This window comes from Paracoccus sp. TRP (genome assembly GCF_000185925.1).
GTDB lineage: Bacteria > Pseudomonadota > Alphaproteobacteria > Rhodobacterales > Rhodobacteraceae > Paracoccus > Paracoccus kondratievae.
Genome location: NZ_AEPN01000020.1, coordinates 1 through 16,622 on the forward strand (window position 1 = coordinate 1; position 16,622 = coordinate 16,622).

At 62.3% G+C, this 16,622-nt stretch carries 15 protein-coding genes, 1 tRNA gene and 2 pseudogenes; 5 read left to right on the top strand and 13 right to left on the bottom strand.

Annotated elements, in window-relative coordinates:
* Positions 1-203, top strand: a pseudogene (locus tag PARACOCCUSGL_RS20555) (hypothetical protein); the annotation flags it as partial.
* Between the two features lie 43 nt (positions 204-246).
* On the opposite strand, the pseudogene PARACOCCUSGL_RS20560 reads toward PARACOCCUSGL_RS20555, so the two are convergent.
* A pseudogene (locus PARACOCCUSGL_RS20560) lies at positions 247-783 on the bottom strand (response regulator); the annotation flags it as partial.
* 87 nt (positions 784-870) lie between these two features.
* Entirely contained in the window at positions 871-1,185 is a 315-nt protein-coding gene (locus tag PARACOCCUSGL_RS0111780) for a DUF1153 domain-containing protein (protein WP_010396701.1), read from the bottom strand.
* A gap of 128 nt (positions 1,186-1,313) precedes the next feature.
* Here PARACOCCUSGL_RS0111780 and mnmA point away from each other — a divergent pair, with 128 nt between their 5' ends.
* Positions 1,314-2,483, top strand: a complete 1,170-nt coding sequence (gene mnmA, locus PARACOCCUSGL_RS0111785; protein WP_010396703.1) for a tRNA 2-thiouridine(34) synthase MnmA — start codon at positions 1,314-1,316, stop codon at positions 2,481-2,483.
* 3 nt (positions 2,484-2,486) lie between these two features.
* Here mnmA and PARACOCCUSGL_RS0111790 read toward each other — a convergent pair whose 3' ends face one another.
* Positions 2,487-2,894 carry a SufE family protein gene (locus tag PARACOCCUSGL_RS0111790; RefSeq protein WP_010396705.1) on the bottom strand — a complete coding sequence of 136 codons (408 nt, stop codon included), beginning with the start codon at positions 2,892-2,894 and terminating at the stop codon, positions 2,487-2,489.
* A gap of 126 nt (positions 2,895-3,020) precedes the next feature.
* On the opposite strand from PARACOCCUSGL_RS0111790, the gene PARACOCCUSGL_RS20565 reads away from it, so the two are divergent.
* Positions 3,021-3,527: a hypothetical protein gene (locus PARACOCCUSGL_RS20565; RefSeq protein WP_138918340.1), complete on the top strand. Its 507-nt coding sequence runs from the start codon at positions 3,021-3,023 to the stop codon at positions 3,525-3,527.
* Positions 3,528-3,687: 160 nt separating this feature from the next.
* Here PARACOCCUSGL_RS20565 and PARACOCCUSGL_RS0111800 read toward each other — a convergent pair whose 3' ends face one another.
* The 6 genes from PARACOCCUSGL_RS0111800 to PARACOCCUSGL_RS0111825 all read right to left on the bottom strand — a co-directional run bounded on the left by PARACOCCUSGL_RS0111800 (position 3,688) and on the right by PARACOCCUSGL_RS0111825 (position 7,362).
* Positions 3,688-4,233 carry a GNAT family N-acetyltransferase gene (locus PARACOCCUSGL_RS0111800; protein ID WP_010396709.1) on the bottom strand — a complete coding sequence of 182 codons (546 nt, stop codon included), beginning with the start codon at positions 4,231-4,233 and terminating at the stop codon, positions 3,688-3,690.
* 110 nt (positions 4,234-4,343) lie between these two features.
* Positions 4,344-4,616: a 50S ribosomal protein L27 gene (gene rpmA, locus PARACOCCUSGL_RS0111805; RefSeq protein ID WP_010396711.1), complete on the bottom strand. Its 273-nt coding sequence runs from the start codon at positions 4,614-4,616 to the stop codon at positions 4,344-4,346.
* Positions 4,617-4,635: 19 nt separating this feature from the next.
* Positions 4,636-5,058, bottom strand: coding sequence for a 50S ribosomal protein L21 (gene rplU, locus PARACOCCUSGL_RS0111810; RefSeq protein WP_010396713.1), 423 nt, complete (start codon positions 5,056-5,058; stop codon positions 4,636-4,638).
* Positions 5,059-5,249: 191 nt separating this feature from the next.
* Positions 5,250-6,311, bottom strand: coding sequence for a CaiB/BaiF CoA-transferase family protein (locus PARACOCCUSGL_RS0111815; RefSeq protein ID WP_010396715.1), 1,062 nt, complete (start codon positions 6,309-6,311; stop codon positions 5,250-5,252).
* Between the two features lie 45 nt (positions 6,312-6,356).
* A tRNA-Val gene (locus PARACOCCUSGL_RS0111820) sits at positions 6,357-6,432 on the bottom strand.
* 45 nt (positions 6,433-6,477) lie between these two features.
* Complete coding sequence (locus tag PARACOCCUSGL_RS0111825) at positions 6,478-7,362, bottom strand: NAD(P)-dependent oxidoreductase (RefSeq protein ID WP_336245884.1); 885 nt, start codon at positions 7,360-7,362, stop codon at positions 6,478-6,480.
* Between the two features lie 108 nt (positions 7,363-7,470).
* On the opposite strand from PARACOCCUSGL_RS0111825, the gene PARACOCCUSGL_RS0111830 reads away from it, so the two are divergent.
* On the top strand, positions 7,471-9,927 hold the full coding sequence (locus PARACOCCUSGL_RS0111830) for a penicillin acylase family protein (protein ID WP_029372129.1): 2,457 nt from the start codon (positions 7,471-7,473) through the stop codon (positions 9,925-9,927).
* A 60-nt stretch (positions 9,928-9,987) separates the two neighbouring features.
* Positions 9,988-10,950: a nucleoside hydrolase gene (locus tag PARACOCCUSGL_RS0111835; RefSeq protein WP_010396726.1), complete on the top strand. Its 963-nt coding sequence runs from the start codon at positions 9,988-9,990 to the stop codon at positions 10,948-10,950.
* 24 nt (positions 10,951-10,974) lie between these two features.
* Here the strand turns inward: PARACOCCUSGL_RS0111835 and PARACOCCUSGL_RS0111840 are convergent, their stop codons facing one another.
* The 4 genes from PARACOCCUSGL_RS0111840 to dxr form a co-directional block, all read right to left on the bottom strand.
* Positions 10,975-11,688, bottom strand: coding sequence for an OmpH family outer membrane protein (locus PARACOCCUSGL_RS0111840; protein ID WP_010396728.1), 714 nt, complete (start codon positions 11,686-11,688; stop codon positions 10,975-10,977).
* Complete coding sequence (gene bamA, locus PARACOCCUSGL_RS0111845; protein ID WP_010396730.1) at positions 11,688-14,024, bottom strand: outer membrane protein assembly factor BamA; 2,337 nt, start codon at positions 14,022-14,024, stop codon at positions 11,688-11,690. The genes PARACOCCUSGL_RS0111840 and bamA overlap by 1 nt, the downstream gene beginning before the upstream one ends.
* Positions 14,025-14,127: 103 nt before the next feature.
* Positions 14,128-15,453 carry an RIP metalloprotease RseP gene (gene rseP / locus PARACOCCUSGL_RS0111850; protein WP_010396732.1) on the bottom strand — a complete coding sequence of 442 codons (1,326 nt, stop codon included), beginning with the start codon at positions 15,451-15,453 and terminating at the stop codon, positions 14,128-14,130.
* A complete protein-coding gene (gene dxr / locus PARACOCCUSGL_RS0111855) occupies positions 15,450-16,622 on the bottom strand; it encodes a 1-deoxy-D-xylulose-5-phosphate reductoisomerase (protein WP_010396740.1) in 1,173 nt (390 codons plus the stop codon). Before dxr ends, rseP begins: the two co-directional genes overlap by 4 nt.

Consider the following 16,622-nt stretch of genomic DNA (forward strand, 5'->3'; position numbering starts at 1 on the left):
GAGCGGCACCAAACCGTGACAGGTCCACAGCGGCTGAAATCGCAAGCCTGCCGGGAATGACGATTGAGCATGTGATGGCGATCACCGGACATTCGAGCGAGCAAATGGCGCGCCACTACAGCCGGAAAGCGGACATGCGGGCGAAGGCCAGAGAAGCGCAGAACGCACGACGAACAAAGGCAGAAACCGGAAAGGCCGATTGAAACTCTGCGAGCCGTTATAGTAATATCAAATAGTTAGGGCGATAAAGACATGGTTGAGAAACATCTCTTTCGTGAGTGTCGTACCCTTGCGCAGGCTCAGCAGTTCGAGGATCTGATATTCCTTGCCGGTCAGATTGACCGGACGCCCGCCAACCTCAACCGAACGCGCATCCAGGTTCACCACCATCTCGCCAGTGCAAATGACCGATTGGCTATGTCCCTTGGAGCGACGGATAATGGCCTGAATACGGGCCACAAGCTCATCGCGGTTGAAAGGTTTGGTCATATAGTCGTCAGCACCGAACCCGAAACCCCGCAGCTTGCTTTCGGTATCGTCCGATCCGGTAAGGATAAGGATGGGGGTGTCGACACGCGACATGCGGATCTGCCGCAATACCTCCATGCCGTTCATGTCCGGCAGGTCCAGATCCAGCAGGATCAGATCGTAATCATAGAGCTTGGCAAGGTCGATGCCCTCCTCCCCCATGTCGGTGCGATAGACATTATAACTCGCATTTGTCAACATCAACTCGATGCTGCGCGCGGTGGTGGGATCATCCTCCACAAGAAGGATTCGCATGTCTTTCCCCTGTTTAACCAACGAACCGATTAAGCTTGGACGTAAAAGGTTAATATCAGGTTACCTGCTGATTTATCAAATTTGTCTTTATCTTTCTTGTCTGAATTTTTGCAGCTGCGTGATTTTCAGCGCATTCCGACCATGCCGTGTGACGGCACCGATCCAGGCCTCCAGCTCTTCCTCAGTCAGGCTATAGCAGCGCAGCGCCTCGTCGCGCGTGATCAAACCATATTGTACGGCAGCGACCACAACCGCCTTGCGGCTGGCGACCCAGCGCGTCTGCGGCAGCGGCAGATCAGCCAGGGTCAGTATGCTGCCATCGGGCAGGGTCACAGTCCGCGGGCCAGAGGCCTTTTTAAGAAACATCCGTAAATTCCCCGTCTTTCCAAACAGTTCTTCCATGATTTTCTTAATCCGAAGTGAAACCATCCCCGGTTTTGCCCGCGCCACCCTTGAGAATGGCAATAATTTCCCTATAAATATAACGAAATCCGGGGCCGGAATCTGCGCGCCTCGCGAAAGGACGATCCATGACAGTGTCAGACCCCTTGCTGCGCAGTGCTGCGCCCGTTTCAACCGTGAATTCGCTGGGCTTCGCCAAGCCTCCGGCGCAAACGCGCGTGGTTGTGGCAATGTCGGGGGGGGTCGACAGTTCGGTGGTCGCGGCGATGCTTGCTGCGCAGGGCTATGATGTGATCGGTGTGACGCTGCAGCTTTACGATCATGGCGCGGCGCTGGCGAAAAAAGGTGCCTGCTGCGCCGGGCAGGATATCCATGACGCCCGCCGTGTGGCCGAGCGTATCGGTTTTCCGCATTACGTTCTGGATTACGAAAACAAGTTTCGTGAATCGGTAATCGAGGAGTTTGCTGACGCCTATCTTGCCGGCGCAACACCGGTTCCCTGCATCCGCTGTAATGAACGCGTCAAGTTCCGTGACCTGCTTGAGACCGCGCGTGATCTTGATGCCGATTGCATGGCGACGGGCCATTATATCCGCCGCCTCGAAGGGCCGCATGGAGCCGAGCTGCATATGGCCGCTGATCCAAACCGCGACCAGAGCTATTTCCTGTTCTCGACCACGCAAGAACAGCTTGATTTTTTGCGCTTTCCGCTGGGGGGACTTGCGAGCAAGGCCGAGACCCGGGCGCTGGCCGCCCGATACGGGCTGGCGGTAGCCGACAAACCGGATAGCCAGGACATCTGCTTTGTACCGAATGGCAACTATGCCAGCGTGATCGAAAAGCTGCGTCCCGGCGCGGCCGATCCTGGCGAGATCGTCGATATGGACGGCAATGTGCTGGGTACCCATCGGGGTGTCATCCATTACACCATCGGTCAGCGGCGCGGGCTGGGCATCGGCGGGCTGGGTGATCCGCTATACGTGGTCCGGCTTGCGCCTGAAACCCGGCGCGTCGTTGTCGGCCCCAAAGAAGCTCTGGCGACGAAAATCGTGCCGGTGACCGAGGTGAACTGGCTGGGCGATGAGCCTTTCACCGGCGAAATCGCGATCAGCGCCCGCATCCGCTCAACCCGGCCGCCCCGGCCTGCGATCCTGCGCGTGACCGGAGACCGCCGCGCAGAGATCGAGCTGCTCGCCCCCGAAGAAGGGGTAAGCCCGGGTCAGGCTTGCGTTTTTTACGCGACCGACAGCACCCGGGTTCTGGGCGGCGGCTGGATTGCACACCGTCGCGGCGGCTAACCTTCAGGCAGCCGCGGCAAGATTGCGGATACGCTCGACCATAGCGCGCAACCCGTTCGAACGCTGCGCGGAAAGATGCTCTTCGAGCCCCAGGCGGGCCAGCTCGGCGGTAGCGTTGATGCCGGCGACCTCACCGACCGGAACCCCGGAGTAAAGCGCGTGCAGAATCGCGATCAGTCCGCGCACGATCAATGCGTCGCTATCGCCCTGAAAATCGAAACGTCCGCCCTCGATCCGCGGCATGATCCAGACCTGGCTGGCGCAGCCTTCTACCTTGGTGGCCGGGACCTGCAATGATGCGTCCATCGGCGGCATCGCCTTACCCAGTTCGATAACGTGACGATAGCGATCCTCCCAGTCGTCAAGGAAATCGAAAGTCTCGGCGATCTCTTCAAAGGCTGGCGTGGCCATCGGGGCATCCTCTCGCGTGGGCGGCCATGGATAGCGCGATGACCGGACGAGGTCAAAGAGGCTTTCGCCCTCGCGCGACTTGCCCTATCACTGCCCCAAAGACTTGGAAAAGCGGGGACAGCGTTCATGCGGTCAAGAACATTAGGCATCCTTGCCTGTACAATGCTCGTGCTGGCTGGCTGCGGCCGCATGGGGGACAGCAGCTGGAACCCGATGCGTTGGTTTGGCAGTTCTTCCGAGCCGCAAACCCTTGAGCCCGAGGGGGGCTATCCGACCTCGGTTCAGGATGGACGCATCCCACTGGCCCGGGTCACCGGCGCGAAATGGGAGCCTATCTACGAAGGCCGCATGCTGGTCGTGACCGGACTGGGCGCAAGCAAAGGCTGGTGGGACGTCGCCCTGGTGACCGAGGTGCCGATGCCCAAGGGCCGTATCCGCCCGGATGAAAACGGCGTGCTGCGCCTGCGTCTGGTCGGCAAGCCGCCACAGCCTGGCACATTTGCCGCCGTCAATCCGCCGAACCCGGCGAGCGATACAGCCACGGTCGCGCTGACCATTCCGAACGCAGTCCTGCCATCGCTCCGCGAAGTCGTGATTACCGGCGCCACCAATTCGGTTACGCTGCGGCGCTGACTTATCTGAGATGGAGCGACGAAGAGGCCGGGCATCCCGCGCCTCTTCTCTTTTTGTTCTGCGCCCCTCGCAAAATGATCAGCCGGACACCACTCCCGAAGCAAAAAGGGGAAGGTCCGTCACAAGGCCCCTCCCCTAAAATCAGAAATCGGTGGCCTGCTCAGACCATTTTGCGCAGATAGGTCCAGGTCGGCACCAGCGCATTACGCGCCACCGACCAGCTTTCCGCATCGCCGAGATATTCAAAACCACAGTTGGTCAGTACCCGGGCCGAGCCGGGGTTGTCCTGAAATGCCTCGGCAAAGAGCGTGCGCGAACGATGCGGATTAGCCTCAACCAGAGCCGAGACCGCCTCGGTCGCAAAGCCGGTGTTCCAAAAACCAGCACCGATCCAGAAGCCAAGCTCGGATTGCTCTTGATCAATGCGGGTCAGTGAAACCACGCCAAGGACTTCGGCAAGCTTATTTGCCGAACCGTCGATAGCCCAGACATCCTCGTCCCGGTCATCCGACATGGCACGGCGGACATAGGATTCAGAGGCACCGGGCGGCAAGGGGTGCGGGATGGAACGGGTTCCCCCGGCTACGCGTCGGTCGGCGGTATAATGCGCGATGAGCCCCGCATCCGAGGCCCGAAGCGGCCGCAGGACAAAGCGCTCGGTCACGATCTCGATCTGCCGCGCATCCGAGGAAATCAACTCATTCATGTCACTGTTCTCCCCCTAATTACTTGCACTGATATGGGTACGAACCCCGAAAAAGCGAAGGGGACCGGCATCGGCCGATCCCCTTTTAGCATGCAAGTGTTAAACTTGGCTTACTCGGCGGCCTCTACGTTGGCAGGAAGCACGGAAATGTAAGTGCGGCCCTTGAGGCCCTTCTTGAAGGTTACCTGGCCGTCGGTCAGGGCGAACAGAGTATGGTCGCGGCCCATGCCGACATTCTGGCCCGGCCACCAGGTGGTGCCACGCTGACGCACGATGATGTTACCGGCAACGGCCTGCTGACCGCCATAAAGTTTCACACCGAGACGACGGCCAGCCGAATCGCGGCCGTTGCGGGACGAACCGCCTGCTTTTTTATGTGCCATGGTTCAGTCTCCTTTTGCCTCAGTTAGCGTCTTCGGCCGAAGCTACGGCTTCCGACTTCTTGGCTTTCGCCGGTTTGGCAGCGGCTTCCAGTTTGGTGCGCGCGCCGACGGCCGGCTTGACGTTGGTCTTGTCGCCGCCTTTTTCAAGCAGCTCGGTGATGCGGACCAGCGTCAGCTGCTGGCGATGGCCACGGGTGCGCTGCGAGGAATGTTTCCGGCGGCGCTTGACATAGGTGATGACCTTGTCGGCTTTGATCGTGTCGATGACCTCGGCCTGAACGGCGGCGCCTTTCACCAGCGGCGCACCCACGGTCGCGCCGATCATCAGCACGTCGTTGAATTGGATTTTGTCGCCGGCTTCGGCGTTCAGTTTTTCGACGCGCAGCACATCACCGGCCTGAACCCGGTACTGCTTGCCGCCCGTCTTGAGAACTGCGAACATTCCGTCTTTCCTTGCTCTGCCGCGTCCTTCGGCCCCATATTTCAGGTATTGCCGGGGTTGAACCCCGCCTTCGGACAGCGCACCCTTTGTTCTGGGTGAGATTTTAAAATGCAATACCGGCAACGGACGTAAGCCCGGCCGGTCGCGGGTATATCGCGGATTCGCCCGGCCAAGTCAACAGAAATGGCTGCTCAGCGCCACAGATTACGCGCCTGACCGACTGTCAGCTGCCGGCCCTCGCCCGGTTGTCCCGGATTGCGCGACAAAAGCGGCGCGGGACGCGGATCGTTGCCGATATGAACCCCGCGCGCGCGGTTGTGCGGATGATGCGGAGCCTCATCCATCGTCAGGACGGGTGCTGCGCAGGCATCTGTTCCCTCAAGCTCGGCTGCCCAGTCATCACGGCTGCGGGAGGCGATGCGTGCCGCCAGTATCTCGCGCAGCGCCACCCAATTTGCAGGATCAGCGCGGTCTGGCAGATCAACCCCGGCCAGACCCAGGCGCCGGATCAGCTCGGCCCAGAACTGTGGCTCTATGGCGCCAACGGCCAGAAAACCACCGCAGGCGCAGCGATAGCAGGTGTAGTAAGGTGCGCCACCGTCCAAAAGATTCGCCTGCCGTTCGACCTGCCAAAGACCGTTTACCCTTAGCCCGGTGATCATCGCCATCAGATGCGCGACGCCATCGGTGATCGCGGCATCGACGACCTGCCCCTTGCCCGTCTCACGCGCGGCAAGAATCGCGGCCAGCATACCGGCCACCAGATACATTGAGCCCGCAGCAAAATCCCCGATCAGGTTCAGCGGCGGGACCGGATGGTTCCTGGGCCCGATAGCAGCAAGCGCGCCGGTGATCGCCAGATAGGTCAGGTCGTGACCAGCGGTGTGTGCCAGCGGCCCGCTTTGCCCCCAGCCGGTCATGCGGCCATAGACAAGGCGTGGGTTTGCAGAGAAATCCTCTGGCCCCAGGCCCAGCCGCTCCATGACGCCGGGGCGCATGCCCTCGATCACAGCATCGGCGCGCAGAATCAGATCGCGCGCCAGATCTCGGCCTTGGGCGGATTTCAGGTCCAGCTCCAGCCAGTCGCGCCCGCGGTCTAGGACGTCCCGGCTTAGCGGAAAAATCTGCGGCGAACCGGGCCGCGCGATCCGCACGACCTGCGCGCCATGGTCGGCAAACCACATTGCGGCAAAGGGCGTCGGACCGATGCCCGCGATTTCGACAATACGCAGGCGGGACAGCGCACCGGTCATGCCGATACCTCATCGCAGAGGCAAGGCATTGAATACAAAGGGAAATGGTGGGCGGTGAGGGACTCGAACCCCCGACATTCTCGGTGTAAACGAGACGCTCTACCAACTGAGCTAACCGCCCCCGCGCAGGCTGATAGCGCGTTCACGCCGTCCTTGGCAAGCCGCATCATTTACGCAGCCGCGCAATCAGCGAAGAAGTGTCCCAGCGCCCGCCGCCCATGTTCTGCACTTCCTTGTAGAACTGGTCGACCAGAGCTGTCACCGGCAGGGTCGCGCCGGTCTCATCGGCAGTGGCAAGACAGATGCCCAGATCCTTGCGCATCCAGTCCACAGCAAATCCAAAGTCAAAGCGGTTCTCGGCCATGGTCTGATACCGGTTCTGCATCTGCCAGCTGCCCGCAGCACCCTGACTGATCACCTCGACCACCCCGGGGATCGACAGCCCGGCCTTTTCAGCAAAATGCAGCGATTCCGACAGCGCCTGCACCAGCCCTGCGATGGCGATCTGGTTGCACATTTTGGTGAGCTGGCCCGCGCCCGAGGGGCCCATAAGCTTACAGATCTTGGCATAGGCGGCAATCACCGGCTCGGCCCGGCCATAGTCATCCTCGCTACCGCCGCACATGACCGAAAGCTGGCCGTTCTCGGCCCCGGCCTGACCGCCCGAAACCGGAGCGTCGACGAAGCCCAGCCCCGCCTCAGCGGCATGGGCCGCAAGCTCACGCGTGACCGCCGCCGAAACCGTCGTGTGATCGACAAAGATCGCACCCTTGCTCATACCTGCAAAGGCCCCGGCTTCGCCAAGACAAACCTGACGCAGGTCGTCGTCATTACCGACGCAGGCCATGACGAATTCAGCCCCTTCGGCAGCTTCTTTGGCCGAGACAGCGCGGCTGCCCTTGTGGCGCGCGACCCAGGCCTCGGCCTTGGCGGGGCTGCGGTTCCAGACCGTCACATCATGGCCCGCCGCTGCAAGATGCCCGGCCATGGGAAAGCCCATCACCCCCAACCCCAGAAACGCCACCTTTGCCATCAATTTTCTCCCTCGCATCGAAAGGCGCGTTGATCCGGCCCGCGCCCTGTCCTATTCACCCCGATGAATTTCATCACCCGGCGCGGGGGTCAACCTCTCGCGCCCAAGTTCGGGCTGCGCCTCTTCATGGTGACACTTTTCCGCTGGCTTGTGCGCCTGACCGTCGGGATGATCCTGCTGACGCTCGCCTTCGTGGTGCTGGCCTGGTATTTCGCCATCCGGTCGCTGCCCGACTACGATGGCACCTATGTCGTGCAGGGTATCTCGGCCCCGGTCGAAATCGTGCGCACGACCGAGGACGTGCCGCATATCTTTGGCAAAAGCGACCGCGACGTCTTTTTTGCGCTTGGGCTTGCCCATGCTCAGGACCGGCTGTTCCAGATGACCGTGCTGCGCCGCGCCGCCCAAGGCAGGCTGGCCGAGATCTATGGTATGGGCGCCCTGCCCGCTGACGATCTGGCACGCCGGCTCGGGATCTATCGCAATGCCCGCGCCTCGCTTCAGGCCCAGGACCCCGAGGTGACCGAAGTCCTGCGCGCCTATTCCGACGGCGTGAATGCCTGGATCCAGCAGATCAATCTTGGCGCACGTGGTCGCGGAGCACCCGAATTCTTTTTGTTCCCCGACGATATCGCCTATTGGGAGCCCGCAGATTCGCTGGCGATCCTCAAGCTGCTCGCGGCGTCTTCGACCGTACAGGTCCGCCGCGAGGTACTGCGTGCAAGGCTGTCGCTCGCCGCACCCGAGCGTGGACAGGATATGGTCGCCATGCCGGGCGAGCCGCCCATGCCGGATTATGCCTCGCTTTTCCCCGGCACGCGCTTTACCGCCCCGAAACGCGGGACCGATACGCCGGACTGGACGACGGCGCTTGCAGGCTATCTGTCGCCCTCGCTTGGGGCATCGGCCAATGGGTTTGCAGCGGCAGCACGGCGCACGGCGGCCGGGGGGGCGCTGCTTGCCAATGATCCTCAGTTTCCGCTGACCGCACCGGGGCTTTGGTACCTGGCGCGGCTTGAGCTTGGTTCAGGCGGGGTGATCGGCGGCACCATCCCCGGCATTCCGGCTGTTCTTTCCGGGCGTAACACCCGCCTCGCATGGGGGGTTACCCCGGCACAGATCGACGATCAGGACATCTTTATCGAAGAGGTTCAGCCCGGCGATCCCAACCGTTATCGGGGCCCACAGGGCTGGACCGCATTTTCGACCCGCCGCGAGATCCTGCGTGTCCGCGGCGCCGAGCCGCAAACCATTACCATGCGCGAGACCGAGAATGGGCCGGTAATCCCCGCCTCGCATCTTGGTATCGGAACCATCCTGCCGCCCGGCCACGTCGCTGTCCTGTCCTGGACCGGAGCCTTTGGCGAAGATCGCAGCATGACCGCGCTGATCGGGCTGATGCAGGCGCAGGACCGGCAGGCAGCCGCAACCACTTTGCGCAATATGGTAGCTCCGGCGCTGACCGTTACGCTTGCCGATGGTAATGGTGTGGGGCAAGTCCTTGTCGGCGCCGTGCCGCAGCGCCCCTCGGCCCATCAGACGGGGGGGCGGATGCCCGCACCCGGCTGGATCGTTCAGAACCGGTGGCAGGGCATTGCGCCTGCCCCTGCAGAGCTGACCGATCTTGCCCCCGAAAGCGGCATCGTTGCCGCCACGGGTGCGGCACTGCCAGGCATGACGGGCCTGGGCTATGACTGGGCCGACCGTTTCCGGCTGGACCGGCTGCGTCTTCTCATCAACTCGCGCGAGGTGCATTCCCGCGACAGTTTCATCGCCGCCCAGAACGATATCGTCAGTCCGGTTGCCCGCGCGCTTTTACCGCTGGTGGGCGCCGAGCTGTGGTTCACCGAAGAGCCCGCAGCCCAGGGCACGCCCGAACGGCTGCGTCAGGACGCCCTCGCCCTTCTTGCAAATTGGGACGGCGCGATGAGCGAGCATCTGCCCGAGCCGCTGATCTATGTTGCGTGGATGCGCGCCTTGCAGGACCGGCTGGTCCGGGATGATCTTGGCCCGCTTGCCGACGACCTGAACGAGCTTTTTCCCGAATTCATCGACCGGGTGTTTCGCAATATCGACGGCGCGGCCGTCTGGTGCGATATCCGCCAGTCCGCACCGGTCGAAACCTGCACGCAAATCGCCCGGCAGGCGCTTGACGCAGCCCTGCTGGATCTGGTCGCCCGTTTCGGCCCGGATCTGGCAAGCTGGCGCTGGGGGGACCTGCACCGCGTCCGCCACGTTCATCCGGCGCTGGGGGATATGCGTGGCATTTCCTATATCGTGAACCTGATCCAGCCGACCTCGGGCGGAGAGGCGACGATTGCGCAGGCGGGCTTTCTTGGCACCGGCCGCAACCCCTGGCTGAACGTGACCGGCGCGACTTATCGCGGCGTATATGACCTTGCCGACCCGGACAGCTCGGTCTTTATCATCTCAACCGGGCAGTCGGGGCACCCCTTCTCGCGCCATTATGACGACATGGCCGAGCTGTGGCGACGCGGTGAATATGTGGTCATGTCGCTGGACCCTGCCCTTGCCCGGGCGGCGGCGGCGGGCATCACCCATCTGCAGCCGGCAGGGGACTAGGGGCTTGCATCCTGCGCCCGGCCGGGCTTCCCTGCCGGGGAAACGATCAAAGGGGTAATCATGGCGCGCAAGATCATCATCGACACCGATCCCGGACAGGACGACGCCGTCGCCATCCTGCTGGCCTTGGCCAGTCCCGAGCTTGAGGTTCTGGGTCTCAGCGTCGTCGCAGGCAACGTCCCGTTGCATCATACCGAGCGGAATGCACGTATGCTCTGCGAACTTGCAGGCCGGCCGGATCTGCCAGTCTATGCCGGCAGCGACGCGCCTTTGCAGCGCAAGCTGGTCACGGCCGAACATGTCCATGGCAAGACCGGTCTTGACGGCGTTACCCTGCCCGAGCCGACCATGCCGCTTGCCCCCGGCCATGCTGTCGATTTCCTGATCGAGACCCTGCGCCGCGAAGAGCCAGGCACCGTCACGCTGGTTCCGATCGGTCCCCTGACGAATATCGCCGCCGCTTTCCAGCGCGCGCCCGATATCATCCCGCGCGTGCAGGAAATCGTGCTGATGGGCGGCGCCTATTTTGAGGTCGGCAACGTCACTCCCACCGCCGAATTCAACATCTATGTCGACCCCGAGGCCGCCAAGATCGTGTTCGCCAGCGGTGCGCCCCTGACGGTCATGCCGCTTGACGTCACCCATCGCGTGCTGACCAGCCGCCCTTGGGTGGAAACCATGCGCGCAATGGGCCGCGTCGGCCAGGCGGTCGCCAGCTGGACCGACTTCTTTGAACGGTTCGACCGTGAAAAATACGGCAGCGAAGGCGCACCGCTGCACGATCCCTGTACCATCGCATGGCTGCTGAAACCCGATCTGTTCAGCGGCCGCTTCATCAATGTCGAGATCGAGACGCAGGGTGAATTCACCCAAGGCATGACCGTCGCCGACTGGTGGCGGGTCAGCGGTCGTACGCCAAACGCAACCTTCATCCGCGACGTGCAGTCCGATGCCTTCTTTGCACTGCTGACCGAACGGATCGGCAATCTCGACCGTCAGGTCGGCCAGGCCCGCTCTTTTTGATCCGGCTGCCTGGGGCGGCCGGAATTACTGCCCCGATTGCTCGGCAGCCGGCTCGGTCGGCTGATCGGGCTGAGCATTGGTTGTCGACGCAGCGGGCGCAGCATCGGGTTTCTCTTCCGCATCAGGCTGGACAGGACCAGCGCCGATTTCACGGTCTATCCGAGCGATAAGGTCGTCGGTCACGTCGATGGATTGCGAAGCGACAAAGATTGCGCGGTGCTCCAGAACCACCACCGCACCCCTTTCGCGCATCAGCGACGCAAGGATCGGCAGCGCAGTGTCCAAGAAAGCTCGCCGCTCTTCTTCGGCCTCAATCTGCAACGCGCGCACTTCGGTATCCCGTTCGCGGCGAACCTCAACAACACGCTTATCGAACTCATCAGCGCGCTTGCGAAACTCATCAGGCGGCAGCGTCCGGCGCAAAGCGGTCAGCTCTTGCTCTTCCGAGGCGAATTGCTCGGCCAGCCGATCATTCTCGGCCGCAATTTCGCGTCGGCGCTGTTCGATCTCTTCCTGCACGCGCTGTCCCCATTGCGAGCGCGCGTATAGCATGTCCTGATCAATGGTCAGGACTGGCAGCACAGCCTGACCATTCGGCAGCGGAGCTTCGACGACGATCGGCATCACCGGCCGTTCGGTTCCATCGTTCATCGTCGGCAGAGGCTGGGCCAGCGCGGCAGAGCCCACCGCCAGAACGGCGGTGGCAACCGATGCCGCGATGCCCTGTTTGTCCACCATCAGAACTTGGTCGAAATGGTCAGGTCAAAGGACTGTTCTTCGTCATAGTCCTCTTTCTTCAGCGCCTTGGCAAAGTTAAAGCGCAGCGGACCAATAGGCGTCGTCCAGAAGATCGAGGCCCCGACCGAAGCGCGGATCTTCATGCTGTCATCCACCTCGGTTTCATTCGCACCGATACGGTTGTCGAGCCCCCAGACCGAGCCGGCATCGGCGAAAAGACCGCCGGTGATGCCGTATTCTTCGGGCAGACCCAGCGGGAATTGCAGCTCGGTGCGCAGCGCCCAGAAATAGTTGCCCCCCAGCGCGTCCTGGTTCGGTGCCTCAAGGTCGCGCGGACCAAAGCCGTTCGGCTCAAACCCGCGGATCTTGCTGTTCCCGGTAAAGCGGCTCATGAACCGGCTGTTCTGATCGTCCAGCATATGGACGGCCCCCGCCTCGAACTCGGCCAGCATGGTCACGCTGGGACGCCAGGCCCGGCTTTCGATCCCGGCATAAAGTGTGCTGGTGACGGATTTCACATCCCCGCCCACACCGGCAAAATCCTGACTGAACCGCAGCCGATAGCTGGTCAGCGGATCAAGACCGGCGATGCGGCTGTCATAGCTGTAGGTATAACCAAGCGCCGAGGTGAAGAAGCCGCCCTGCTCGCTGAAGAGAATGGGCGATGAGCCGACGACCTCGCCGCTTTCGGGATCGACATGAGGCGGTTCAACGTCGAACAGCGTATCCTTGCTAAGCTTGTAACGCAGCTCAAGCCTGCCGTTTTCCGAAATCGGGAACTCGATCCCCGTCAGCAGACCGACGGTTCGGGTATTATAGTCCGAATTCAGCCGGTCAGTGGTGTTGTACCACAGCTGGGCCCGCGCCTTAAGGTTGCGGCCAAGGAAATACGGCTCGACAAAGGTCAGGCCCGAGCTTTTCGTCCCCGAGCCGGTCGCAAATGACAGATCGACCTGCTGACCACGGCCAAGGAAGTTCTTTTCGGACAGCGAAGCGTTGAAGCCAACGCCCGAATTCACGCCGTAGCTGACACCAAAGTTCAGACTGCCGGTCGGCTGTTCTTCTACGTTCACGTCAACGACGACCTGTTCGGGCGACGAGCCGGGACGGCTTTCGGCCTGAACGTCCGAGAAATAGCCAAGCGCGCGCAGCCGTTCAGCCGAGTTGCGGATCTCACGCGGGTTAAAGGGGTCGCCTTCGACCGTAGAGAACTGACGGCGGATCACCTCGTCCAGCGTGGTGGTGTTGCCCTCGATGTCGATACGCTCGACAAAGACGCGCGGGCCGCGTGTCAGGGCAAAGGTCAGGTCCAGCGTCTGGTTGCGCTCATTGCGGGTGACGCGCGGCTCGATGCTGACAAAGTTCAGCCCCTTGCGCAGCGCCAGCGCCTCCATGCGGCGAATCGTGGTTTCGATGATCGTGGGGTTATAGACCTCGCCCCGACGAACACGGTTCTGCTGCTGGAACTCGGCCGCATCCACGCCGGGGACTTCGCTGATCGTGGTGATATTGCCAAAAGTATAACGCGGGCCTTCATAGATCTGGAAGGTGATGTAGAAGGCATCCCGTTCGCGTGCGAGTTCGGGGGCAACGGCCTGAACGCGGAAATCGGCATAGCCGCGCGAGCGGTAAAAGTCGGTCAGCAGCTTTTCATCGACCGGCACACGGTCGGGGGCAAAGGTGTCGCGGCGGATAAAGGTGCGCAACATGCCCGCCTGCTTGGTTTGCAGAACGTTGCGCAGCCGGCGGTCCGAGAATGCGCGGTTGCCGACAAAGCCGATACGCTCGATCTCGGTCACATCGCCTTCGCGGATCTCAAAGACCAGATCGACGCGATTGCCGCTGCGGCGGATGATGCGCGGATCGACCCGGGCGGCCAGACGCCCCTGCGAGGCATAGACTTGGCTGATCGCGGCAGCGTCTGCCTCGGCCTGGGCTGGCGAATAGACGCGGCGTGACTGCGATTTGACGATCTCGGACAAATTCGCATCCTTGAGACGCTTGTTGCCTTCGAATGCGATTGTGTTGATGGTCGGATATTCGGCGACCCTGACGACCAGCGTCCCGCCCGAGGGCACCAGCTCGACGCTTTCAAACAGGCCCGAGCTCTGCAGCCGTTGGAGAGCGTCGTTCAGGGTCCCGGCGGATACGTCCTGGCCGCGCGGAAGATCCAGATAAGACAGGATCGTCTGTGGCTCGATTCGCTGGTTTCCTTCGATGCGCACATTGCTGAAGACATAGGCTGCGGCTGGGGTTGCCGCCATTCCTACCGGCACAGCCACCGCCAGCGCCGAGATCAGCGCCAGCGCGCCCTTGCCGAGTTTCCTGTCCGTCATCGCCGCCCCTCGCGAAAAATGCGTTGCCTGGCAGGTTGACCCCACCGGATTTGCCACGATGGATACAGCGAAGCATGCGCTACTGTCAAAAGGTCAGGGCCGATCAGGGGCAGAAAAGATCGTTGGTGAGGCCCAGCACCATCAGCGACAGGACCGCAGCAAGGCCCAGAGCGGACAGAATGTCCATCACCCGGTCCGACGGCCGCCGCCTTGTGACCGCCTCATAAAGATAGAACATCAGATGCCCGCCATCGAGCATAGGGACCGGCATCAGGTTCAGAAAACCGATGGCTGCCGACAGCACCGCGATCCACCAGATGAAGTTTCCGCCCCCCGCCGAGGCAGCCTGCGCCGTCGTCTCGGCAATCGAGATCGCGCCACCCAGATTACAGCTGCCGATCTGACCAGTAATCATCGCCCACAGCCCCGAAACCGACGAGGCAATGATATCCCAGGTCCGGCTGACACCGATGCCGGCAGCCTCACCCAGACCAGCGGGTCGGGTCGCGGGATCAAAATAAGTGCCGGCGCCAGTGACGCCGATCAGCCAGCGCCGGGTATACCCATCCTCGGTCGGCAAGTCCTGCTCACGCGCGGCAAGGGTATAGTCCGCAACGCCCGCGCCCTCGCGCCAGACCTTCAGCAGCACCGGACGCCCGCCAGCCTTGGCAACATGTTCGCGCAATTCGTCAAACCGGAATACGGGCGCACCGTCGATCGCCAGAATCACATCGCCCGGTTTCAGCCCCGCCGCCACAGCCGCGCTTCGCGGAGCAACCCCCGCAATCAGCGGCGGCATCGGATCAGGACCTGGTACAGTGATCCGGGTCCCGTCCCGTTCGACCGTCCAGTCATGACTTTCACGCGCCGGCAGCTCTGCAGCCAACCGGCCAAGATCGCGCCAGTCAGAGACGGGCGCACCATCCACTGCAACCACCCGGTCGCCGGTCTGCAATTGCATCTCGACCCCGGGCGGGGTCGGATGCAGGCGGCCGACCCGCACCTCATCGACCGGCAGCCCCTGCCAGATCGCCATTCCAGCAAAAACCAAAACTGCCAGAATAAAGTTAAACACCGGCCCCGCAGCCACAGTGGCAAATCGCGCCCAAAGCGGTGCTCCGGTCAGGCTTTGACGGGTCCGGGCAGGATCAACGGGCACCGATCCGGCGCTCGCAGCGTCAGCATCACCCAGAAAGCGCACATAGCCACCCAAGGGAATCGCCGCGATCTGCCACAGCGTCCCCCGTTTGTCGCGGCGGGAAATCAGCCTTGGACCGAAACCCAATGAAAAGACCTCGGCCCGGATACCCGAAAGACGCGCGACGATATAATGGCCGTATTCATGCACAGTCACGATGATCGACAGCGCCACGATAAAAGAGGCCGCCGTCCATAGAAAACCGCCCAGCATGTCCAAAAGCACGCTCATGCTGCCCCCTGCCATTGCGCAGCGGCACGGCGCGCGAAACCGTCCCAATGCAGCACTTCTTCCAGGTCGCGCGGGCTTTGGGAAAAGCCGGATTCGCGGGCGGCAAGTGCCAGCGCATGTTCAACCGCCGGAGCCATTTCGGTAAAGCGGATGCGGCCTGCAATGAAATCGTCCAGCGCCTGCTCTTTTGCGGCATTCAGAACCGCCCCCGCCGCGCCGCCCGCCGAAATCGCCTCGCGCGCCAGACGCAAAGCGGGCCAGCGGGCCTCATCAGGCTCGGCAAAAGTCAGGCTGCCGACTGCGGCCAGATCCAACGCAGGCACCGGCAAGGCCGCGCGTGCAGGCCAGTTCAGCGCGTAACCGATTGCATGGCGCATGTCCGGCGCACCCATATGCGCAATCGAACCGCCGTCGCGATGCGTCACCATGGCATGCACGATGGATTGCGGATGCACGAGCACGCGCAAGCGATCAATGCCCAGCCCAAAGAATTCATGAGCTTCAATGACTTCCAGCGCCTTATTGAACATACTTGCGCTGTCGATAGTGATGCGCTGGCCCATTGACCAATTCGGATGGCAACTCGCCTCGGCCACGGTTGCCTGCGCCAGACGCTCAAACGGCCAGTCCCGGAACGCCCCGCCCGAGGCAGTGATCGTCACATGCCTGACAGTTTCAAGGTTTTCTCCCTGAAGCGCCTGAAAAATCGCGGAATGTTCAGAATCAACAGGCAGGATCTGCGCGCGCCTGTCCTGTGCCCGCGCCATCACAAGCGGACCCGCAGCGACCAGCGTTTCCTTATTCGCCAGCGCAAGGGTGCCGCCCCGGTCCAGCACTGCAAGGCCGGGCGGCAGACCCGCCGCACCCACGATAGCCGAAAGCGTCCAGTCCGCCGGACGAGCGGCAGCCTCGGCCACGGCAGCTGCACCCGCCGCCGCCTCGATCCCGCTACCGGCAAGGGCGGAACGCAGCTCATCCAACCGCTCGGGCCACGCGGTCACGGCAATCTCGGCCTTCAGTGCCCGCGCCATCTCGGCCAAACGGGCGATATTGGCGCCGCCGGTCAGGGCAATGGTGCGAAAGCTCTGCGCGCCTCCGGCCCGCATAAGCAGATCGAATGCGCTTTCACCGACCGACCCGGTCGCGCCCAGCACCGATATGCTGCGCAT